Here is a 13,199-nt window from a genome sequence, read left to right on the forward strand (position 1 = left end):
ATCGCCAAGCCCCATGCGCACGGCGTGGGGCTGCACCCGGGAACGGGTGGAGATGGCCATCCCGGACACCCCGCCGGTTGGTGAATGTAGGCCGGCAGGTCTCCTGACTGGTGCGTCCTTGCCCGGCTCCGGCCTTCCCGGATCGGCAGACCCAGTGGCTTGGTTGGAGCAGGCTCGGCACCTACAGTTGCGGGGGCAGTTCCGATTGGCCAGTGAAAGCTGGCCCTGGATTCCCTATTAATTCCGTGGTGGAAACCGGCGGGCCGCATGGTAGACCATTCGGCCGCCGGGTGAAAACGTCATATCAGAAGTACTTCAGCCAGCTGATGTCGCGGCGACGCGCCTTCAAGCGGCCGAATGCCCGCACCGGCAGGTACAGCGCCACCGCCAGCAGCACGGCGACCAGCCACACTGCACCGATCCCGTCGAAGCCAAAATACTGGCCCTGGTTCAGCCCGAACAGGGCGACGCAGGCCAGGTACAACAGCTTCAGGACGTAAAGGTGCAACAAGTAAAAGAACATGGGGGCTGCGCCAAACACGGCCAAGGCCCTGATCCAGCGAGCCTGGCCGGCACGTTCGAAGACGCGCAGCAGCACGAGGCCGCCCCCCAGGGTCAGGGCCAGGAACAGCAGTGAAGGAGGGTACTTGGTGATGTTGAAGAAGCTCATCGCCGTCTGCGTCAAGGTTGGGTAACCGCTCCAGGGCGCCTCGCCATAGCCATTGATCATGCGCAGCACGACGAAGCCCAGCAGGGCGATCACGCCGGCCATCAGCAGACGATGCTGGCGTTGGCCTGCGTCGCTGCCGCGGGCGAACCATGGACCCATGCCATAGCCCAGGGCGATGACGCCAATCCATGGCAACACCGGGTAGGACGTGCGTAGGCGCAGGCCGTCGGAGAGCGTCAACCAACCACGATCATGCAAGATGGCCCACGGGACATGCAGAGCCGATCCCGGCTCGAAGTGCAGGCCGTCGAGCAGGTTGTGCCCGGCCACGATGACAGCGCCCACGGCGAGCATCAGCGGACGCGGCAGCCACACCAGCACAGACAGGGCAATCATGCTCACGCCAATGGCCCAGATCACCTGCAAGTAGATGACGGTGGGCGGCAGTTGGAAGGTCCAGGCGAAGTTGACCAGGGTGAACTCCAGTGCCACCAGGAACAGCCCGCGCTTGAACAGAAATGCCGACACATCGCTGCGGCCCTTGTGCTTTTCGCCGTACAGCCAGGCCGAAAGGCCAGTGAGCAGGACGAACACCGGGGCGCACAGATGGGCGAGGGTACGACTGACGAACAGCGAGGGCTCGGTGGTGTCGATGTCCATCGGGTCGCCTACCTGGCGGTGCAGGAAGAAGGTTTCGCGGACGTGGTCCAGCAACATGAACACGATCACCAGGCCGCGCAGGGCATCGATGCTGTGCAGGCGCTGGGTGAGTTGGGTAGGCGTGGCTATGGCGCTTGTCATGGGGGGTCGCAGGCAGGAATCATTATCAAGTGAAACGTTATCTTATAACTATTTGATGAGCCCTGAACAGGCTTTTTCAGGTGGGTGACATTTTGTCGCGCCCGCGCCAGCACTGAATAATCGTTATTGCCCGGCGCGCACGGGACAATCTCGATATTTTGGCTTTTCAGTCACGCACGACAGGCTTATGGTGTAGGTCGTCAAATTTCTTGGAGCTTCCATGTCCAGCCGTTTCCCTGTTGTTCGCCCTCGTCGTCTGCGCCAGAACGAGTCCCTGCGTACCCTGTTCCAGGAGACGGAGTTCCGCCTCGAAGACCTGATCCTGCCGATCTTCGTCGAAGAGGGCATCGATGACTTCGTCCCGATCACCAGCATGCCTGGGGTCAACCGCATCCCGGAGAAACGACTCGCCGAGGAAATCGAGCGTTATGCCCGTGCCGGTATCAAGTCGGTAATGACTTTCGGTGTTTCCCACCACCTGGACGAAACCGGCAGCGACACCTGGAACGAAAACGGCTTGGTCGCGCGCATGGCGCGAATCTGCAAGGACACCGTGCCGGAGATGGTGGTGATGTCCGACACCTGTTTCTGTGAATACACCAGTCACGGCCATTGCGGCGTGTTGCATGACCATGGCGTGGACAACGATGCGACCCTGGCCAACCTCGGCAAGCAGGCGGTGGTGGCCGCTGCCGCGGGCGCCGACTTCATCGCCCCTTCGGCGGCGATGGACGGCCAGGTCCAGGCGATTCGCTCCGCCCTCGATGGCGCCGGCTTCCATGACACCGCCATCATGGCCTACTCGACCAAGTTCGCCTCGTCGCTCTATGGCCCGTTCCGCGAGGCCGGTGGCACCGCACTCAAGGGCGACCGCAAGAGCTACCAGATGAACCCGATGAACCGTCGCGAAGCCGTGCGCGAATCATTGCTCGACGAGCAGGAAGGCGCTGACGTGCTGATGGTCAAGCCAGCCGGCGCCTACCTGGATGTGATCGCCGACATCCGCGCAGCCTCGCGCCTGCCGCTGGCGGCCTACCAGGTCAGCGGCGAGTACGCGATGATCAAGTTCGGCGGCCTGGCTGGCGCCATCGATGAAGGGCGCGTGGTGCGTGAAAGCATTGGCGCGATCAAGCGTGCCGGCGCGGACCTGATCCTCACCTACTTCGCCATGGATCTGGCCCGCGAAGGCATCTGAGACACGCGACCCGGGCTCAGCGGGGCATGTAGCCCCGTTGCCATGAGCGCGGAATGAACCGCGCCACCAGGGCCAGCAGGCACGCCAGGGCGCAACTGCCCACCAGTGCCTGCAGGCCGAGGTGATGTTGCAACCAGCCGCCCAGCGCGGCACCCAGCAGCATGCCGCTCCACGGCACCAGTTGCACACGCCAGCCGTCGCGACGTTCACCCATTAGCCAGCGGCCAAAGCCGCGACCGAACCGGGACAGCGCTCCGGTCACGTAGGTCAGGCCGATCGGCAGCCCATTCACTTGTTCGACCACGGCATTGATCATGCCCATGGCCAGGATCGCCGCGATCAGGGGTAGCCAACTCGTGACCGTTGGCCAGGAGGCCGCCAGGGCAAGCAGGGCTGCGACCACCACCAGCACAGGCCAGGCTCGTTGCCTGAAACCGCGGGCCAGCACTATCCCCAGCGCATTACCAAGCACGAAGCTGAGAATGGCGGCGCTCAGGCGCAGCACCAGGGCCAGGTCCGCCTGGCTGATGGCCACTGCCAGGCGGGTGGTGTTGCCACTCATGAACGAGACGAAATCGCCTAGCGCCAACAGGCCAATGGCATCGGTCATACCCGCCAGTACCGATAGACTGGCGACCAGGCCAAGACCTACCCGACCACGCAATCTCTGCAGCCTCAGGCGTTTGGCGCTGCGCGAGGGCAGGGCATTGGGCAACATAGCGGTGGTCTCAGCGCAGCAGGTTTTCGCGGGCCAAGGTGCCCTTCAGGGTGCGCTCGACCACATCCACCAGGACCATGGTCTGGTGGTCCACCTCGATATTGATCAGGTCACCGTTCTGGTAGCGGGCGAAGGTGGTCTGGCGCAGGGTTTCGGGAATCAGGTTGATGGTGACGACGTTTTCTTCAACGTCGGCGACAGTCAAGCTGCAACCATTGACGCCGAGGAATCCGCGCGCAAATACGTATTTGGCCCATTCCGGCGGCATGCGGAACTTGATGAAGGCCCCGGTCTCCTTGATCGACAGCTCGACAATCTCTGCAGTGGTGGCGATGTGGCCGGCCATCAGGTGCCCACCGACTTCGGCGTTCATCTTCGCCGAGCGTTCTATGTTCACGCCTTGGCCTGCGCTGAAGAAGCGCAGGTTGGTACGTTCGAGGGTGGCGGTCATGGCGTCGAACTTCACCTGACTGCCGTTGATTTCGGTGACTGACAGGCAGGTACCTTCTACGCTGACGCTGGCGCCGATCTTCAGCTCATCGAGCAGCTCGGCGGTGAGGTCGATGGTGAACTGGTTGTGACCTGGGTAGCGGGTTACATCAAGTAGAGGGCGGACGGCCTGGACGATGCCGGTGTACATGGGGAGCTCCTGGGCACAGGGAATGCTGAACTCTCGAACGCTATGCCCGTGGGCCGGTAAATGCAAGCGCTTGGCTTTCGTGATGGGGGTTGTGGACGCCGATCCTGCGCGGGTAAACCCGCTCCGACAGCGGGCTGGCATGTGGCTAGGTAAAGTGTCTGTCCATCAACGCCGCGCCGACAATTGCTGCGGCGCCAGAAACGCTCCGTGGAAGTAGGTGCGCACGGCCTGCATCGCTGGGCTGAATGCCCGTTCGCGGTGCCAGGCCAGCCCCACGCTCATGGGTGTGACAGGGTCGCTGATGGTGACGGTCTCGATCCGCTTGCCCTCCAACGACCAGGGGCGGTGCACCAGATCGGAGAGGATCGCCACGCCACTGCCGTTGGCCACCATGCTGCGCACCGCTTCGACCGAACTGGTGCGCACGCGCACACGTGGTCGCTGACCGGCCTGCTCCCAGTATCGTAAGGTGGCTTGTTCCGCCTCATCCACGGTCAGCTGTATGTAAGGCTCGCGGGCCACGTCGGCCAGGCTCACCGATGAGCGTTCGCACAGCGGGTGATGGCTGGGAAGCCACAGTCGACGCTCGGAGTTGAACAGCGTCTCGGAAACGATATCCGGGTGCGTCAGGTTGGCGGTCAGCACCACGGCCATGTCGAAGTCGCCCTCCAGCAGGCCTTGTTCGATGGTGCTGCGTTCTTGCTCTTGCACCTGAAGGCTCACATCCGGATGCCAATGCTCAAGCCGTTGCAGGTGGTGCGGCAGGAAGTAGCCCAGCACTGTGTAACTGGCTGCCAGACGCAGCACCCCGCTGGCGCGCAGGTCGGGCAGCGGGCTGTTGAGCGCGTCATCGACGCTGCGCAAGATCACATAGGCGCGGTTGAGAAAGTGCCGGCCGGCCTCGGTCAAGGTCATGCCCTGGGCCGAGCGCTGAAACAACAGCGCACCGAGCATCGCCTCCAGCTCCTTGATGGCGGTGGTCACTGCCGACTGGGAAATGTTCAGGTGGATCGCAGCCTGGGAAATCTGGCCGATTTCGGCGGTTGCGACGAAGTAACGGACCTGGCGCAGGGTCAGTGACACAGCATGCTCCTGTCGTATCTGTTTTTCAGAAGACACCCCATCTGTTTATAAATCTTCCCAAGGGGGTGAGGAAAATCTAACGTGGCTGGCATGCAGTCACAAGTATCAGGAGCCAGGGTATGCACGCAGTGGATTTCAACTCTGACATGGGTGAGGGGTTCGGTCCCTGGACCATCGGTGATGGTGTCGACGACGAGCTGATGGCCTACATCAGTTCGGCCAACGTCGCCACCGGTTTCCATGCAGGCGACCCCGGCACCATGCGCCGTACCGTGGCGCGGGCCAAGGCGTTGGGCGTGGCGGTGGGTGCCCATCCAGGTTTTCGTGATCTCGTCGGTTTCGGGCGTCGCCACATCAATGCGCCAGCCCAGGAACTGGTCGACGACATGCTCTACCAACTGGGTGCGCTACGTGAAATTGCCCGTGCCCAGGGCGTGTCATTGCAGCACATCAAACCCCACGGCGCGCTGTACATGCACCTGGCCCGTGACGAAGAAGCCGCACGTCTGCTGGTGGAAAACCTGCGGGTGGTCGAGCCTGAGCTGTTGCTTTACTGCATGCCTGGTTCGGTGATCTGCCGTGTCGCCCAGGAGATGGGGCAGCCGGTGGTCCGTGAGTTCTATGCCGACCGCGAATACGACTTGAGTGGCTCCATTGTGTTCACCCGTCATGTACGCGGCTACGAACCCCAGCGGGTTGCCGAACGGGTTCTGCGCGCTTGCCAGGAGCGGGTAGTGCGTACGGTCGAAGGCCAGGACCTGGCGATAAGTTTCGATTCCATTTGCCTGCACAGCGATACGCCTGGCGCTCTTGACCTGGTCGAGGCCACACGCAAGGCGTTGAATGGGGCGGGCATCAGGGTGCGCGCACCGCGCTGAGGCCTGTCACAGGCACCCGGCGCAGACAAGCCTGGGCCTCCGCATGATTCGAATTCGCCTGCCTTTGTATAAAGACTCCAAAAAGGAACAGAGATGGCCGAGCCGCTTGCAACTTCCCCGATTCGCTACAGCTTTGGTGCCGACGAGCACTTGTTCGCCGAGGTCAGCGACAGCATGTCGCTGGAAGCCTTTTTCAAAGGTATGGCCGTGACACGTGCAGTGGAGCGCCTGGCGCTGGACGGCGTACTGGATGTGTGCCTGGCCAATGCCTCGTTCCAGATCCGCTTCGACCCGGACCGTATCGCCCCGCAGGACCTGTTGGAGGCGGTACGTGGCGCCGAGTCCGAAGCGGTAGCCGAGCGCTCGCTGCAGACGCGCATCATCGAGATTCCGGTGTTGTACAACGACCCCTGGACCCATGAAACCCTGATGCGCTTTCGTGACCGCCATCAGGAGCCGGACAGCACCGATCTGGAGTATGCGGCGCGAATCAACGGCCTGGCCGATGTTCAAGCGTTCATTGCCGCGCACAGTGGTGCGCCGTGGTTCGTGTCCATGGTCGGTTTCGTCGCAGGCTTGCCGTTCATGTTCCAGATGGTCGAGCGAGAACGGCAGTTGCAAGTGCCCAAATACCTGCGTCCGCGCACCGACACACCCAAGCTGACCCTTGGACATGGCGGTTGTTTCGGTTGCATCTACTCGGTGCGCGGAGCAGGGGGATACCAGATGTTCGGCGTGACCCCAGCACCGATCTATGATCCGCAGCAGCGTCTGCCCTACCTCAAGGAGCACATGGTGTTCTTCCGTCCGGGCGATATCGTGCAGTTCAAGCCCATCGACCGGGCCAGCTACGACCAGGCCGTATCCGATGTGGAAGAGGGACGTTTCAACCTGCGCATACGCCCCGTGGACTTTGACCTCGATGCCTTCCTGGCCGACCCGGTGGGCTACCCGAAATCGCTTCAGGAGGTACTGGCATGATCAAGGTGCTCAAACCTGGCTTGGCCACATCGGTTCAGGACCTTGGCCGCGAGGGTTATTATCATTTGGGTATCCCGCCTTCCGGCGCTCTGGACCAGTATGCCCTGTGCGCGGCCAACCACCTGGTGGGCAATCCGGCGGGTGCGGCGGCACTCGAATGCGCGCTGGTGGGGCCGGAACTGGAGTTTCAGCACGATGCCTTGGTGGCGGTGTGCGGTGCACAGATGCCGGTGCTCCTGGACGGTCGTCAACAGCCACCGGACACGGCGTTTGCGGTCCGCGCCGGACAAGTGCTGCGCTTCGGCTTTCCCTCGGCGGGCGCCCGTGCCTATCTGGCAGTGGCCGGTGGTATTCAAGTGCCCGAGGTGCTTGGTAGCCGATCGACCTACGCACTGGGGGCGCTTGGAGGATTGCACGGCCGCAAGCTGATGGCCGGCGATGTGCTGCCGGTGGGTGTGAGCACTGGAAAGACGCGGGCAGGTGCGAGCTTGCCAATGGCGCTGCGTCAATCGCTAGGTGGGGAGGTGGTGCTGAGGGTAGTGCCCGGGTTGTATTTCCACCGTTTGACCGAAGCGGCTGCCAAGAGCTTTTTCACCGAAGCCTGGACGGTGGGCTCGGAGGCCGACCGCATCGGCTATCGCTACAAAGGCGCAAGCGCGTTGAGCTTCCAGCCCCGTGAGCAACCCTTCGGCGCCGGGTCGGACCCTTCGAACATCGTCGACAGTTGCTACCCCATTGGCTCGATTCAGGTGCCGGCAGGGCTTGAGCCGATCATTCTGCACCGCGACGCGGTGTCGGGTGGCGGGTATGCCATGATCGGCACGGTGATCAGCGCCGACCTCGACCACATCGGGCAGATGCAGCCGAACCAGCAGGCAAGATTCCTGGCCGTTAGCCTTGAGGAGGCTCTACAGGCCCGGCGTTCGTACAAGAAGAAACTTGCCTGCCTGGGGCGGTTGTTCGGCTGATCAATGTCATTTGCCGGCGGCGTGGCTGATCTTTTTGCCCCGTTGTTCCGCCACTTCCAACGCCTGGCCGTCGCGCTGCTTGCCTTGGCGCGCCAGGCCTTCCAGCTGTGGAATCAGCATCCCTTCGGGCAGGTGGCGCCAGAACCGCCCTGGCATGTGCAGGCGCAAGGCTTCGGGGTTCAGGCGGGCAGGGTTGAAGGTGTGACGATAATAGGTGCGCCACAGCTCGGCATCCGGATCGTTGGCATGGCGTGCCCACTGCTGCCAGGTCGATGGGCAGCAGCGTTGGTAGTCGAAATGCTGACCGTCGAAACGAATGCCGTCCTGAGGCGTGGCGATCATCCAGCGTTGGCGACCCAGACGATCGGCAAAATGCGCGCTGGCGCTTTCCAGGATGTCATGTGCCGGCTCATGGTAAGCCACCAGATCCAGTTGCAGCTCATGGGCAAGCGCTTCGGGCAATGGCACGAAGCGCAGGAAGGCATGCAGGTGGTGTGCTTCGCGGTTGACCTGCTTGATACGACGGTGCAGTTCGCTGCCCAGGCGGTCACCGGCGAGCATGGCTGTGCGGTCGCCATGGGCCACGCGCCAGAGCACTTCGTAGAGCAGGTTCCAGCGTTGCTCGCCTCGGTAGCGAGCCGCCCGTTCGAGTTGGTTCAGCAATTCCGGCGGAACCCGTGCGCGAAAGGGACCGGGGCCTTCGGGCAATGGTGTTGGCACCGCCAGTAAGTCGTCCATCGGACCCTGGGACCAGGTCACCTCGGCCGGGTCGATGCCGTGGCCAAGCAGTGTCCGGGCCTGGCCGCGCCAGGTGGCGAAGTGGTTGTCGCAGTCGAGCGCGATCATCCCCACAACCCCATCTGTACCGGAGCCTGGGACTCACGCAGACGGGCCCGCAGCAGGCCGCTGCGCAACTCGGCCTGCGCGGGCCGGTAATCGCTGGTGACGATGAACGGGCGCGCCTTGTCCAGCACGCAACGCAGCTGGATCAGGTCATCGTAGCGGATGCGTCGCTCGCGGCGAAGTGCCACCAGGCGTTGCACACTGCGCAAGCCAATGCCCGGAATACGTGCCAGCAGGGCGGGTTCTGCGCGATTCACATCCAGTGGAAACACATCGCGGTTGGCCAGTGCCCACGCCAGCTTCGGGTCAATGTCCAACGCCAGGTTGGCGTTCGGGCCCAACAGCTCGCCTGCCTTGTAGCCGTAACCTCGAAGCAGGAAGTCAGCCTGGTACAGACGATGCTCGCGCAGGAGCGGCGGCGCGGCCAGCGGCACGCTGTTGGGGCTGTCCGGGATGGGGCTGAACGCCGAGTAGTACACACGCTTTAGCCCGTAGCCCTGGTAGAGCGATTCGGCGTTGCGCAGCAGGGTGCTGTCGTCGGTCGAGTCGGCCCCGACGATCACCTGGGTGCTTTGCCCGGCCGGGGTGAAGCGCGGTGCCTTGGGTTCGTTGGCCACAGCCTGTTGGCCGCGATGGATCACGCCCATTGCCTGGCGAATGGTGTGCGCGCGTTTCTCCGGCGCCAGGCGCTTGAGGCTGGCGTCGGTGGGCAGCTCGATATTGACACTCAAGCGGTCGGCCAGGCGCCCAGCTTCCTCGATCAGCAAGGGGTCGGCGTCGGGAATGGTCTTGAGGTGGATGTAACCGCGGAACTGGTGGGTTTCCCGCAGCAGGCGGGCTACGCGGATCAACTGCTCCATGGTGTAGTCGGCCGAACGGATGATGCCGGAACTCAGGAACAGCCCGCTGATGCAGTTGCGCCGGTAGAAGTCCAGGGTCAGGCGAACCACCTCCTCGGGGGTGAAACGGGCCCTGGGAACGTTGCTGGATCGACGATTGACGCAGTACTGGCAGTCGTACAGGCAAAAGTTGGTCAGCAGCACCTTGAGCAGCGAGACGCAACGCCCATCCGGGGTGAAGCTGTGGCAGATGCCCATGCCATTGGTTGCACCCAGGCCATCGCCACCGCGCGAATTACGCTTGGGCGCACCGCTGCTGGCGCAGGAGGCATCGTACTTGGCGGCATCGGCAAGGATGCCGAGCTTGGCGATGAGTTGCATGGCGTCGTCTCGCAATACTGATTATTCATACAGTATTTTGAGTGTGCCCGGATTGCAAGCACCTGCGCGCGGCACCCGACTCGCTTCGGCGACCGCTAGACCTTGGGATCAGGATTGCGCCGCGGCCCACACCTGTTGGCGGAACCAGCTGCGCATCGGGTCTGCGTGGGTTCGTTGGTGCCAGATCTGCATCACTTCCACCTGCGCAAGCTTCAGCGGCAGCGGGTGATGACACAGGTCCTGATCACGCTCGGTGGCGTCCTCTGCCACCGAGCGAAGGCAAGTGAGCAGCAGGTCGGTACCCCGCACCAACCTGGCCGGCGCCAGGAAACTCGAAAGGCCCGCAACCACCTTGCGGCGGTGCCCTTGGGCGTGCAAGGCCCGATCCACCAGGCCATCGAGATCGCCCGTGAGGGTGGTCAACAGGTGATCGCAGCGCAGGAATGTATCCAGGTCCAGGCCTTGGGCCAGATGTGGATTGTGTTTCCAGGCGAGCACGACGAAGTCCTCGCTGAGCAGACGCTGTTGGTGAAAGGTATCTGGAAGGTCGGTGTAAAAGCCGGCGATGGCCAGGTCGCAACTGCCTTTTTCCAATGCGTCGCGGGGTAGCTGACCCCGCGTGTTATGGGTGACCAGCACCAGGTTCGGCGCCTGCTCGCGCAAAACCGGCAGCAGTTTCGGTAACAAGGTCTGCTCGATGTAATCGGTGCTGTACAGGTGCAGGCGGGCAGGGCGGGAGAGGAAGTCCTGGCCATCGCAGCGCTCGTAGAACGCCTCCAGCCCTTCCACCAAACGCTGTACCTCGGGCGCCAGTTCGTGGGCCCGAGGCGTCGGGGTCATCCCCCGCGGCGCGCGGACGAACAATGGGTCGCCAAACTGGTGTCGCAGTTTGTTGAGCTTGTGGCTGAGTGCGGGTTGGCTCAGGGCCATGCGCTCGGCGGCAAGGGTGGCATTGCGTTCCTGATAGAGCACGTGGAACAGGTGCAGCAGGTTCAGATCCTTGCGGGTGATATTCATTTTACGAATCGCAGGCATGAAGGCTTTCGAATAATCGAATCATAGCGCGCCGGGTAGCATGGGCCCACTTTTCGCTTGATCCGGAGATCGTTGCATGAAAAAGACATCCACTCTAGCGTTGGCCGTGGCCGGCGCGCTGCTTGCCGGCACGGTCAGTGCCGCCCCCAAGGGGGAAGTGCTGGTGCTGCTGTCCAGCGAGAACCAGCTGCCGCTGCAGGGCGGTACAAGCTATGCCACCGGCTACTATCTCAACGAGTTCGGTGTACCTGCGGACCAGTTGCTCAAGGCTGGCTACACACTGGTCCTGGTCACGCCCAAGGGCAACGCGCCGAGGGTTGACCAGCGTTCGGTCGACCCCCAGTATTTCGGCGGCGATGCTGCCGAGATGCAGCGCATTCAGACGGTTGTGCAGGGGCTGCCGGACATTGGTGACACGCTTTCGGTGAAGGAAGTACTGGCCGGTGACCTGGACCGTTATGCGGGGCTGTTCATTCCAGGTGGCCATGCGCCGCTGATCGACCTGGCGAACAACCCTGAGGTCGGCGCTTTGCTGAACCACTTCCACCAGGCGGGCAAGCCGACCGCTGCCATCTGCCATGGCCCTATTGCGCTGCTCTCGGCTCAGAAAGACCCGGCCAGTTACCAGGCCGCACTGGCCCGTGGTGAGAAGCCAGCAGCCACTGACTGGGTGTACCAGGGTTACAAGATGACCATTTTCTCCGACCCGGAGGAGCAGGTGTTCGAAGGCTCGCTCAAGGATGACCGGCTGCTGTTCTATCCGGCCAAGGCAATGGCTGGAGCCGGCGGTAACATGACCTACGCCCCGGCATGGCAGCCGAACGTGGTGGTGGACCGTGAATTGATCACTGGGCAGAACCCCTTCTCGGACAAGGCGCTGGCCAAGGCGTTGCTGGAGAAGCTGGCAAGCCGCCGGCAATGACAGCCTTGTGGTTGCCAAGGCGGTTTCCGTGATCGCGGGCGACCCTGCGCCGACCAGGGTTCGCTCTGCGGTTTGAACTAAACTTATGCGTGGTTCGCTTGCAGAACGTTTCATCCATCCGACCACCGCCCTCCGGACAGGACTGCCCTCGTTGACGGTGGCCTTCTTGCAGAGGAGGGCTGGTCATGGACGAGGCAAGGCTTCACGATTTCATGGGCAAGCTGGTCGGCGACATGGGCGCGGCGGCGACGCTGGCCAATGTCATTCTCGGCGATGAGCTGGGGCTGTACCGAGCCATGGCTGACAGCCAACCCGTCACCCCCGAGGCACTTGCGGCCAAGACCGGTTGCCACCCACGGTTGGTGCGTGAGTGGCTGAATGCCCAGTCGGCCGCCGGCTACGTCGTTCATGAAAAGGGCAGCTTCGTGCTACCCGAAGAGCAGGCCATGGCCCTGGCGCTGGAAGACTCCCCCGCCTACATGGCAGGGGGCGCGTCGGTGATCGCCGCCCTGTTCCATGACAAGGACAAGCTGGTGGCAGCCATGCGCGGTGGTGGAGGCCTGGCCTGGGGCGATCATCACCCGTGCATGTTCAGCGGTACCGAACGCTTCTTCCGGCCGGGCTATCGGACCTTCCTGGTGGCTGACTGGTTGCCAGCGCTGGAGGGCGTGGTGGCCAAGCTGCAGGCCGGGGCGAAGGTCGCGGACGTGGGATGCGGTCATGGGGCGTCGACCCTGGTCATGGCCGAGGCGTTTCCAGCCTCGACCTTTACCGGTTACGACTACCACGCGCCTTCTATCGCCACGGCCAGCGAACGTGCACGCGAGGCTGGGCTGACTGAACGCGTCAGTTTCCAAAAGGCTTCTGCCAAGGATTACCCAGGTCATGATCATGACCTGGTGTGTTTTTTCGACTGTCTGCATGACATGGGCGACCCGGTCGGGGCGGCGCGGCATGCCTACCGTGCGCTCAAGGCAGATGGCACGGTAATGTTGGTGGAGCCTTATGCCGAGGACTCGCTGGATGGCAATCTGACGCCGGTGGGGCGGCTCTTCTACGCGGCCTCGACGTTTATCTGCACACCGAATTCGCTTTCGCAGGAAGTCGGGTTGGGGCTTGGCGCCCAGGCCGGGGAGGCGCGTTTGCGGGCGGTGTTCGAGGAAGCGGGATTCACCCGGTTCCGGCGCGCGACGCAAACGCCCTTCAACCTGATCCTGGAGGCGCGCAAGTAGCAGGCGCTGGCTT

At 63.0% G+C, this 13,199-nt stretch carries 13 protein-coding genes and 1 riboswitch; of the genes, 6 read left to right on the forward strand and 7 right to left on the reverse strand.

The features are described 5' to 3' along the window. Nucleotides 1-76: 76 nt before the first annotated feature. Nucleotides 77-275: riboswitch (cobalamin riboswitch) on the reverse strand. A gap of 29 nt (nucleotides 276-304) precedes the next feature. Further along, nucleotides 305-1,471: an acetyltransferase domain-containing protein gene (locus H620_RS0108600; protein ID WP_023380195.1), complete on the reverse strand. Its 1,167-nt coding sequence runs from the start codon at nucleotides 1,469-1,471 to the stop codon at nucleotides 305-307. A gap of 220 nt (nucleotides 1,472-1,691) precedes the next feature. On the opposite strand from H620_RS0108600, the gene hemB reads away from it, so the two are divergent. Continuing rightward, nucleotides 1,692-2,666, forward strand: a complete 975-nt coding sequence (hemB, locus tag H620_RS0108605) for a porphobilinogen synthase (protein WP_023380196.1) — start codon at nucleotides 1,692-1,694, stop codon at nucleotides 2,664-2,666. Between the two features lie 16 nt (nucleotides 2,667-2,682). On the opposite strand, the gene H620_RS0108610 is transcribed toward hemB, so the two are convergent. The 3 genes from H620_RS0108610 to H620_RS0108620 all read right to left on the reverse strand — a co-directional run bounded on the left by H620_RS0108610 (nucleotide 2,683) and on the right by H620_RS0108620 (nucleotide 5,107). Then, nucleotides 2,683-3,384, reverse strand: a complete 702-nt coding sequence (locus H620_RS0108610; RefSeq protein ID WP_023380197.1) for a YoaK family protein — start codon at nucleotides 3,382-3,384, stop codon at nucleotides 2,683-2,685. 10 nt (nucleotides 3,385-3,394) lie between these two features. Then, entirely contained in the window at nucleotides 3,395-4,024 is a 630-nt protein-coding gene (locus H620_RS0108615) for a riboflavin synthase (protein ID WP_023380198.1), read from the reverse strand. Nucleotides 4,025-4,189: 165 nt separating this feature from the next. After that, entirely contained in the window at nucleotides 4,190-5,107 is a 918-nt protein-coding gene (locus H620_RS0108620) for a LysR family transcriptional regulator (RefSeq protein WP_023380199.1), read from the reverse strand. A 119-nt stretch (nucleotides 5,108-5,226) separates the two neighbouring features. Here H620_RS0108620 and H620_RS0108625 point away from each other — a divergent pair, with 119 nt between their 5' ends. From H620_RS0108625 to H620_RS0108635, 3 genes are all read left to right on the forward strand, one after another. Further along, a complete protein-coding gene (locus H620_RS0108625; protein ID WP_023380201.1) occupies nucleotides 5,227-5,985 on the forward strand; it encodes a 5-oxoprolinase subunit PxpA in 759 nt (252 codons plus the stop codon). Nucleotides 5,986-6,078: 93 nt separating this feature from the next. Then, nucleotides 6,079-6,966 carry a 5-oxoprolinase subunit B family protein gene (locus H620_RS0108630; protein WP_023380202.1) on the forward strand — a complete coding sequence of 296 codons (888 nt, stop codon included), beginning with the start codon at nucleotides 6,079-6,081 and terminating at the stop codon, nucleotides 6,964-6,966. Beyond that, nucleotides 6,963-7,934 (forward strand): 5-oxoprolinase subunit C family protein, encoded by a 972-nt coding sequence (locus H620_RS0108635; RefSeq protein ID WP_023380204.1) that lies wholly within the window; start codon nucleotides 6,963-6,965, stop codon nucleotides 7,932-7,934. Before H620_RS0108630 ends, H620_RS0108635 begins: the two co-directional genes overlap by 4 nt. A 6-nt stretch (nucleotides 7,935-7,940) precedes the next feature. Here the strand turns inward: H620_RS0108635 and H620_RS0108640 are convergent, their stop codons facing one another. The 3 genes from H620_RS0108640 to H620_RS0108650 form a co-directional block, all read right to left on the reverse strand. After that, on the reverse strand, nucleotides 7,941-8,786 hold the full coding sequence (locus H620_RS0108640; RefSeq protein ID WP_027907180.1) for a TIGR03915 family putative DNA repair protein: 846 nt from the start codon (nucleotides 8,784-8,786) through the stop codon (nucleotides 7,941-7,943). Next, a complete protein-coding gene (locus H620_RS0108645; RefSeq protein WP_023380208.1) occupies nucleotides 8,777-9,997 on the reverse strand; it encodes a putative DNA modification/repair radical SAM protein in 1,221 nt (406 codons plus the stop codon). The genes H620_RS0108640 and H620_RS0108645 overlap by 10 nt, the downstream gene beginning before the upstream one ends. A gap of 108 nt (nucleotides 9,998-10,105) precedes the next feature. Continuing rightward, nucleotides 10,106-11,014: a LysR family transcriptional regulator gene (locus H620_RS0108650; RefSeq protein ID WP_027907181.1), complete on the reverse strand. Its 909-nt coding sequence runs from the start codon at nucleotides 11,012-11,014 to the stop codon at nucleotides 10,106-10,108. Nucleotides 11,015-11,108: 94 nt separating this feature from the next. Here H620_RS0108650 and H620_RS0108655 point away from each other — a divergent pair, with 94 nt between their 5' ends. Together H620_RS0108655 and H620_RS0108660 are read left to right on the forward strand one after the other, a co-directional pair. After that, nucleotides 11,109-11,954 (forward strand): type 1 glutamine amidotransferase domain-containing protein, encoded by an 846-nt coding sequence (locus H620_RS0108655; protein ID WP_023380210.1) that lies wholly within the window; start codon nucleotides 11,109-11,111, stop codon nucleotides 11,952-11,954. Between the two features lie 185 nt (nucleotides 11,955-12,139). Next, nucleotides 12,140-13,186 (forward strand): class I SAM-dependent methyltransferase, encoded by a 1,047-nt coding sequence (locus H620_RS0108660; protein WP_023380211.1) that lies wholly within the window; start codon nucleotides 12,140-12,142, stop codon nucleotides 13,184-13,186. Nucleotides 13,187-13,199: the final 13 nt, after the last annotated feature.

The organism is Pseudomonas taiwanensis DSM 21245, assembly GCF_000425785.1.
GTDB lineage: Bacteria > Pseudomonadota > Gammaproteobacteria > Pseudomonadales > Pseudomonadaceae > Aquipseudomonas > Aquipseudomonas taiwanensis.

Coding starts and splice junctions, on each gene's coding strand:
- H620_RS0108600 (WP_023380195.1), bottom strand. CDS start 1,471: ATGACAAGCGCCATAGCCACGCCTACCCAACTCACCCAGCGCCTGCAC.
- hemB (WP_023380196.1), top strand. CDS start 1,692: ATGTCCAGCCGTTTCCCTGTTGTTCGCCCTCGTCGTCTGCGCCAGAAC.
- H620_RS0108610 (WP_023380197.1), bottom strand. CDS start 3,384: ATGTTGCCCAATGCCCTGCCCTCGCGCAGCGCCAAACGCCTGAGGCTG.
- H620_RS0108615 (WP_023380198.1), bottom strand. CDS start 4,024: ATGTACACCGGCATCGTCCAGGCCGTCCGCCCTCTACTTGATGTAACC.
- H620_RS0108625 (WP_023380201.1), top strand. CDS start 5,227: ATGCACGCAGTGGATTTCAACTCTGACATGGGTGAGGGGTTCGGTCCC.
- H620_RS0108630 (WP_023380202.1), top strand. CDS start 6,079: ATGGCCGAGCCGCTTGCAACTTCCCCGATTCGCTACAGCTTTGGTGCC.
- H620_RS0108635 (WP_023380204.1), top strand. CDS start 6,963: ATGATCAAGGTGCTCAAACCTGGCTTGGCCACATCGGTTCAGGACCTT.
- H620_RS0108645 (WP_023380208.1), bottom strand. CDS start 9,997: ATGCAACTCATCGCCAAGCTCGGCATCCTTGCCGATGCCGCCAAGTAC.
- H620_RS0108650 (WP_027907181.1), bottom strand. CDS start 11,014: ATGAATATCACCCGCAAGGATCTGAACCTGCTGCACCTGTTCCACGTG.
- H620_RS0108655 (WP_023380210.1), top strand. CDS start 11,109: ATGAAAAAGACATCCACTCTAGCGTTGGCCGTGGCCGGCGCGCTGCTT.
- H620_RS0108660 (WP_023380211.1), top strand. CDS start 12,140: ATGGACGAGGCAAGGCTTCACGATTTCATGGGCAAGCTGGTCGGCGAC.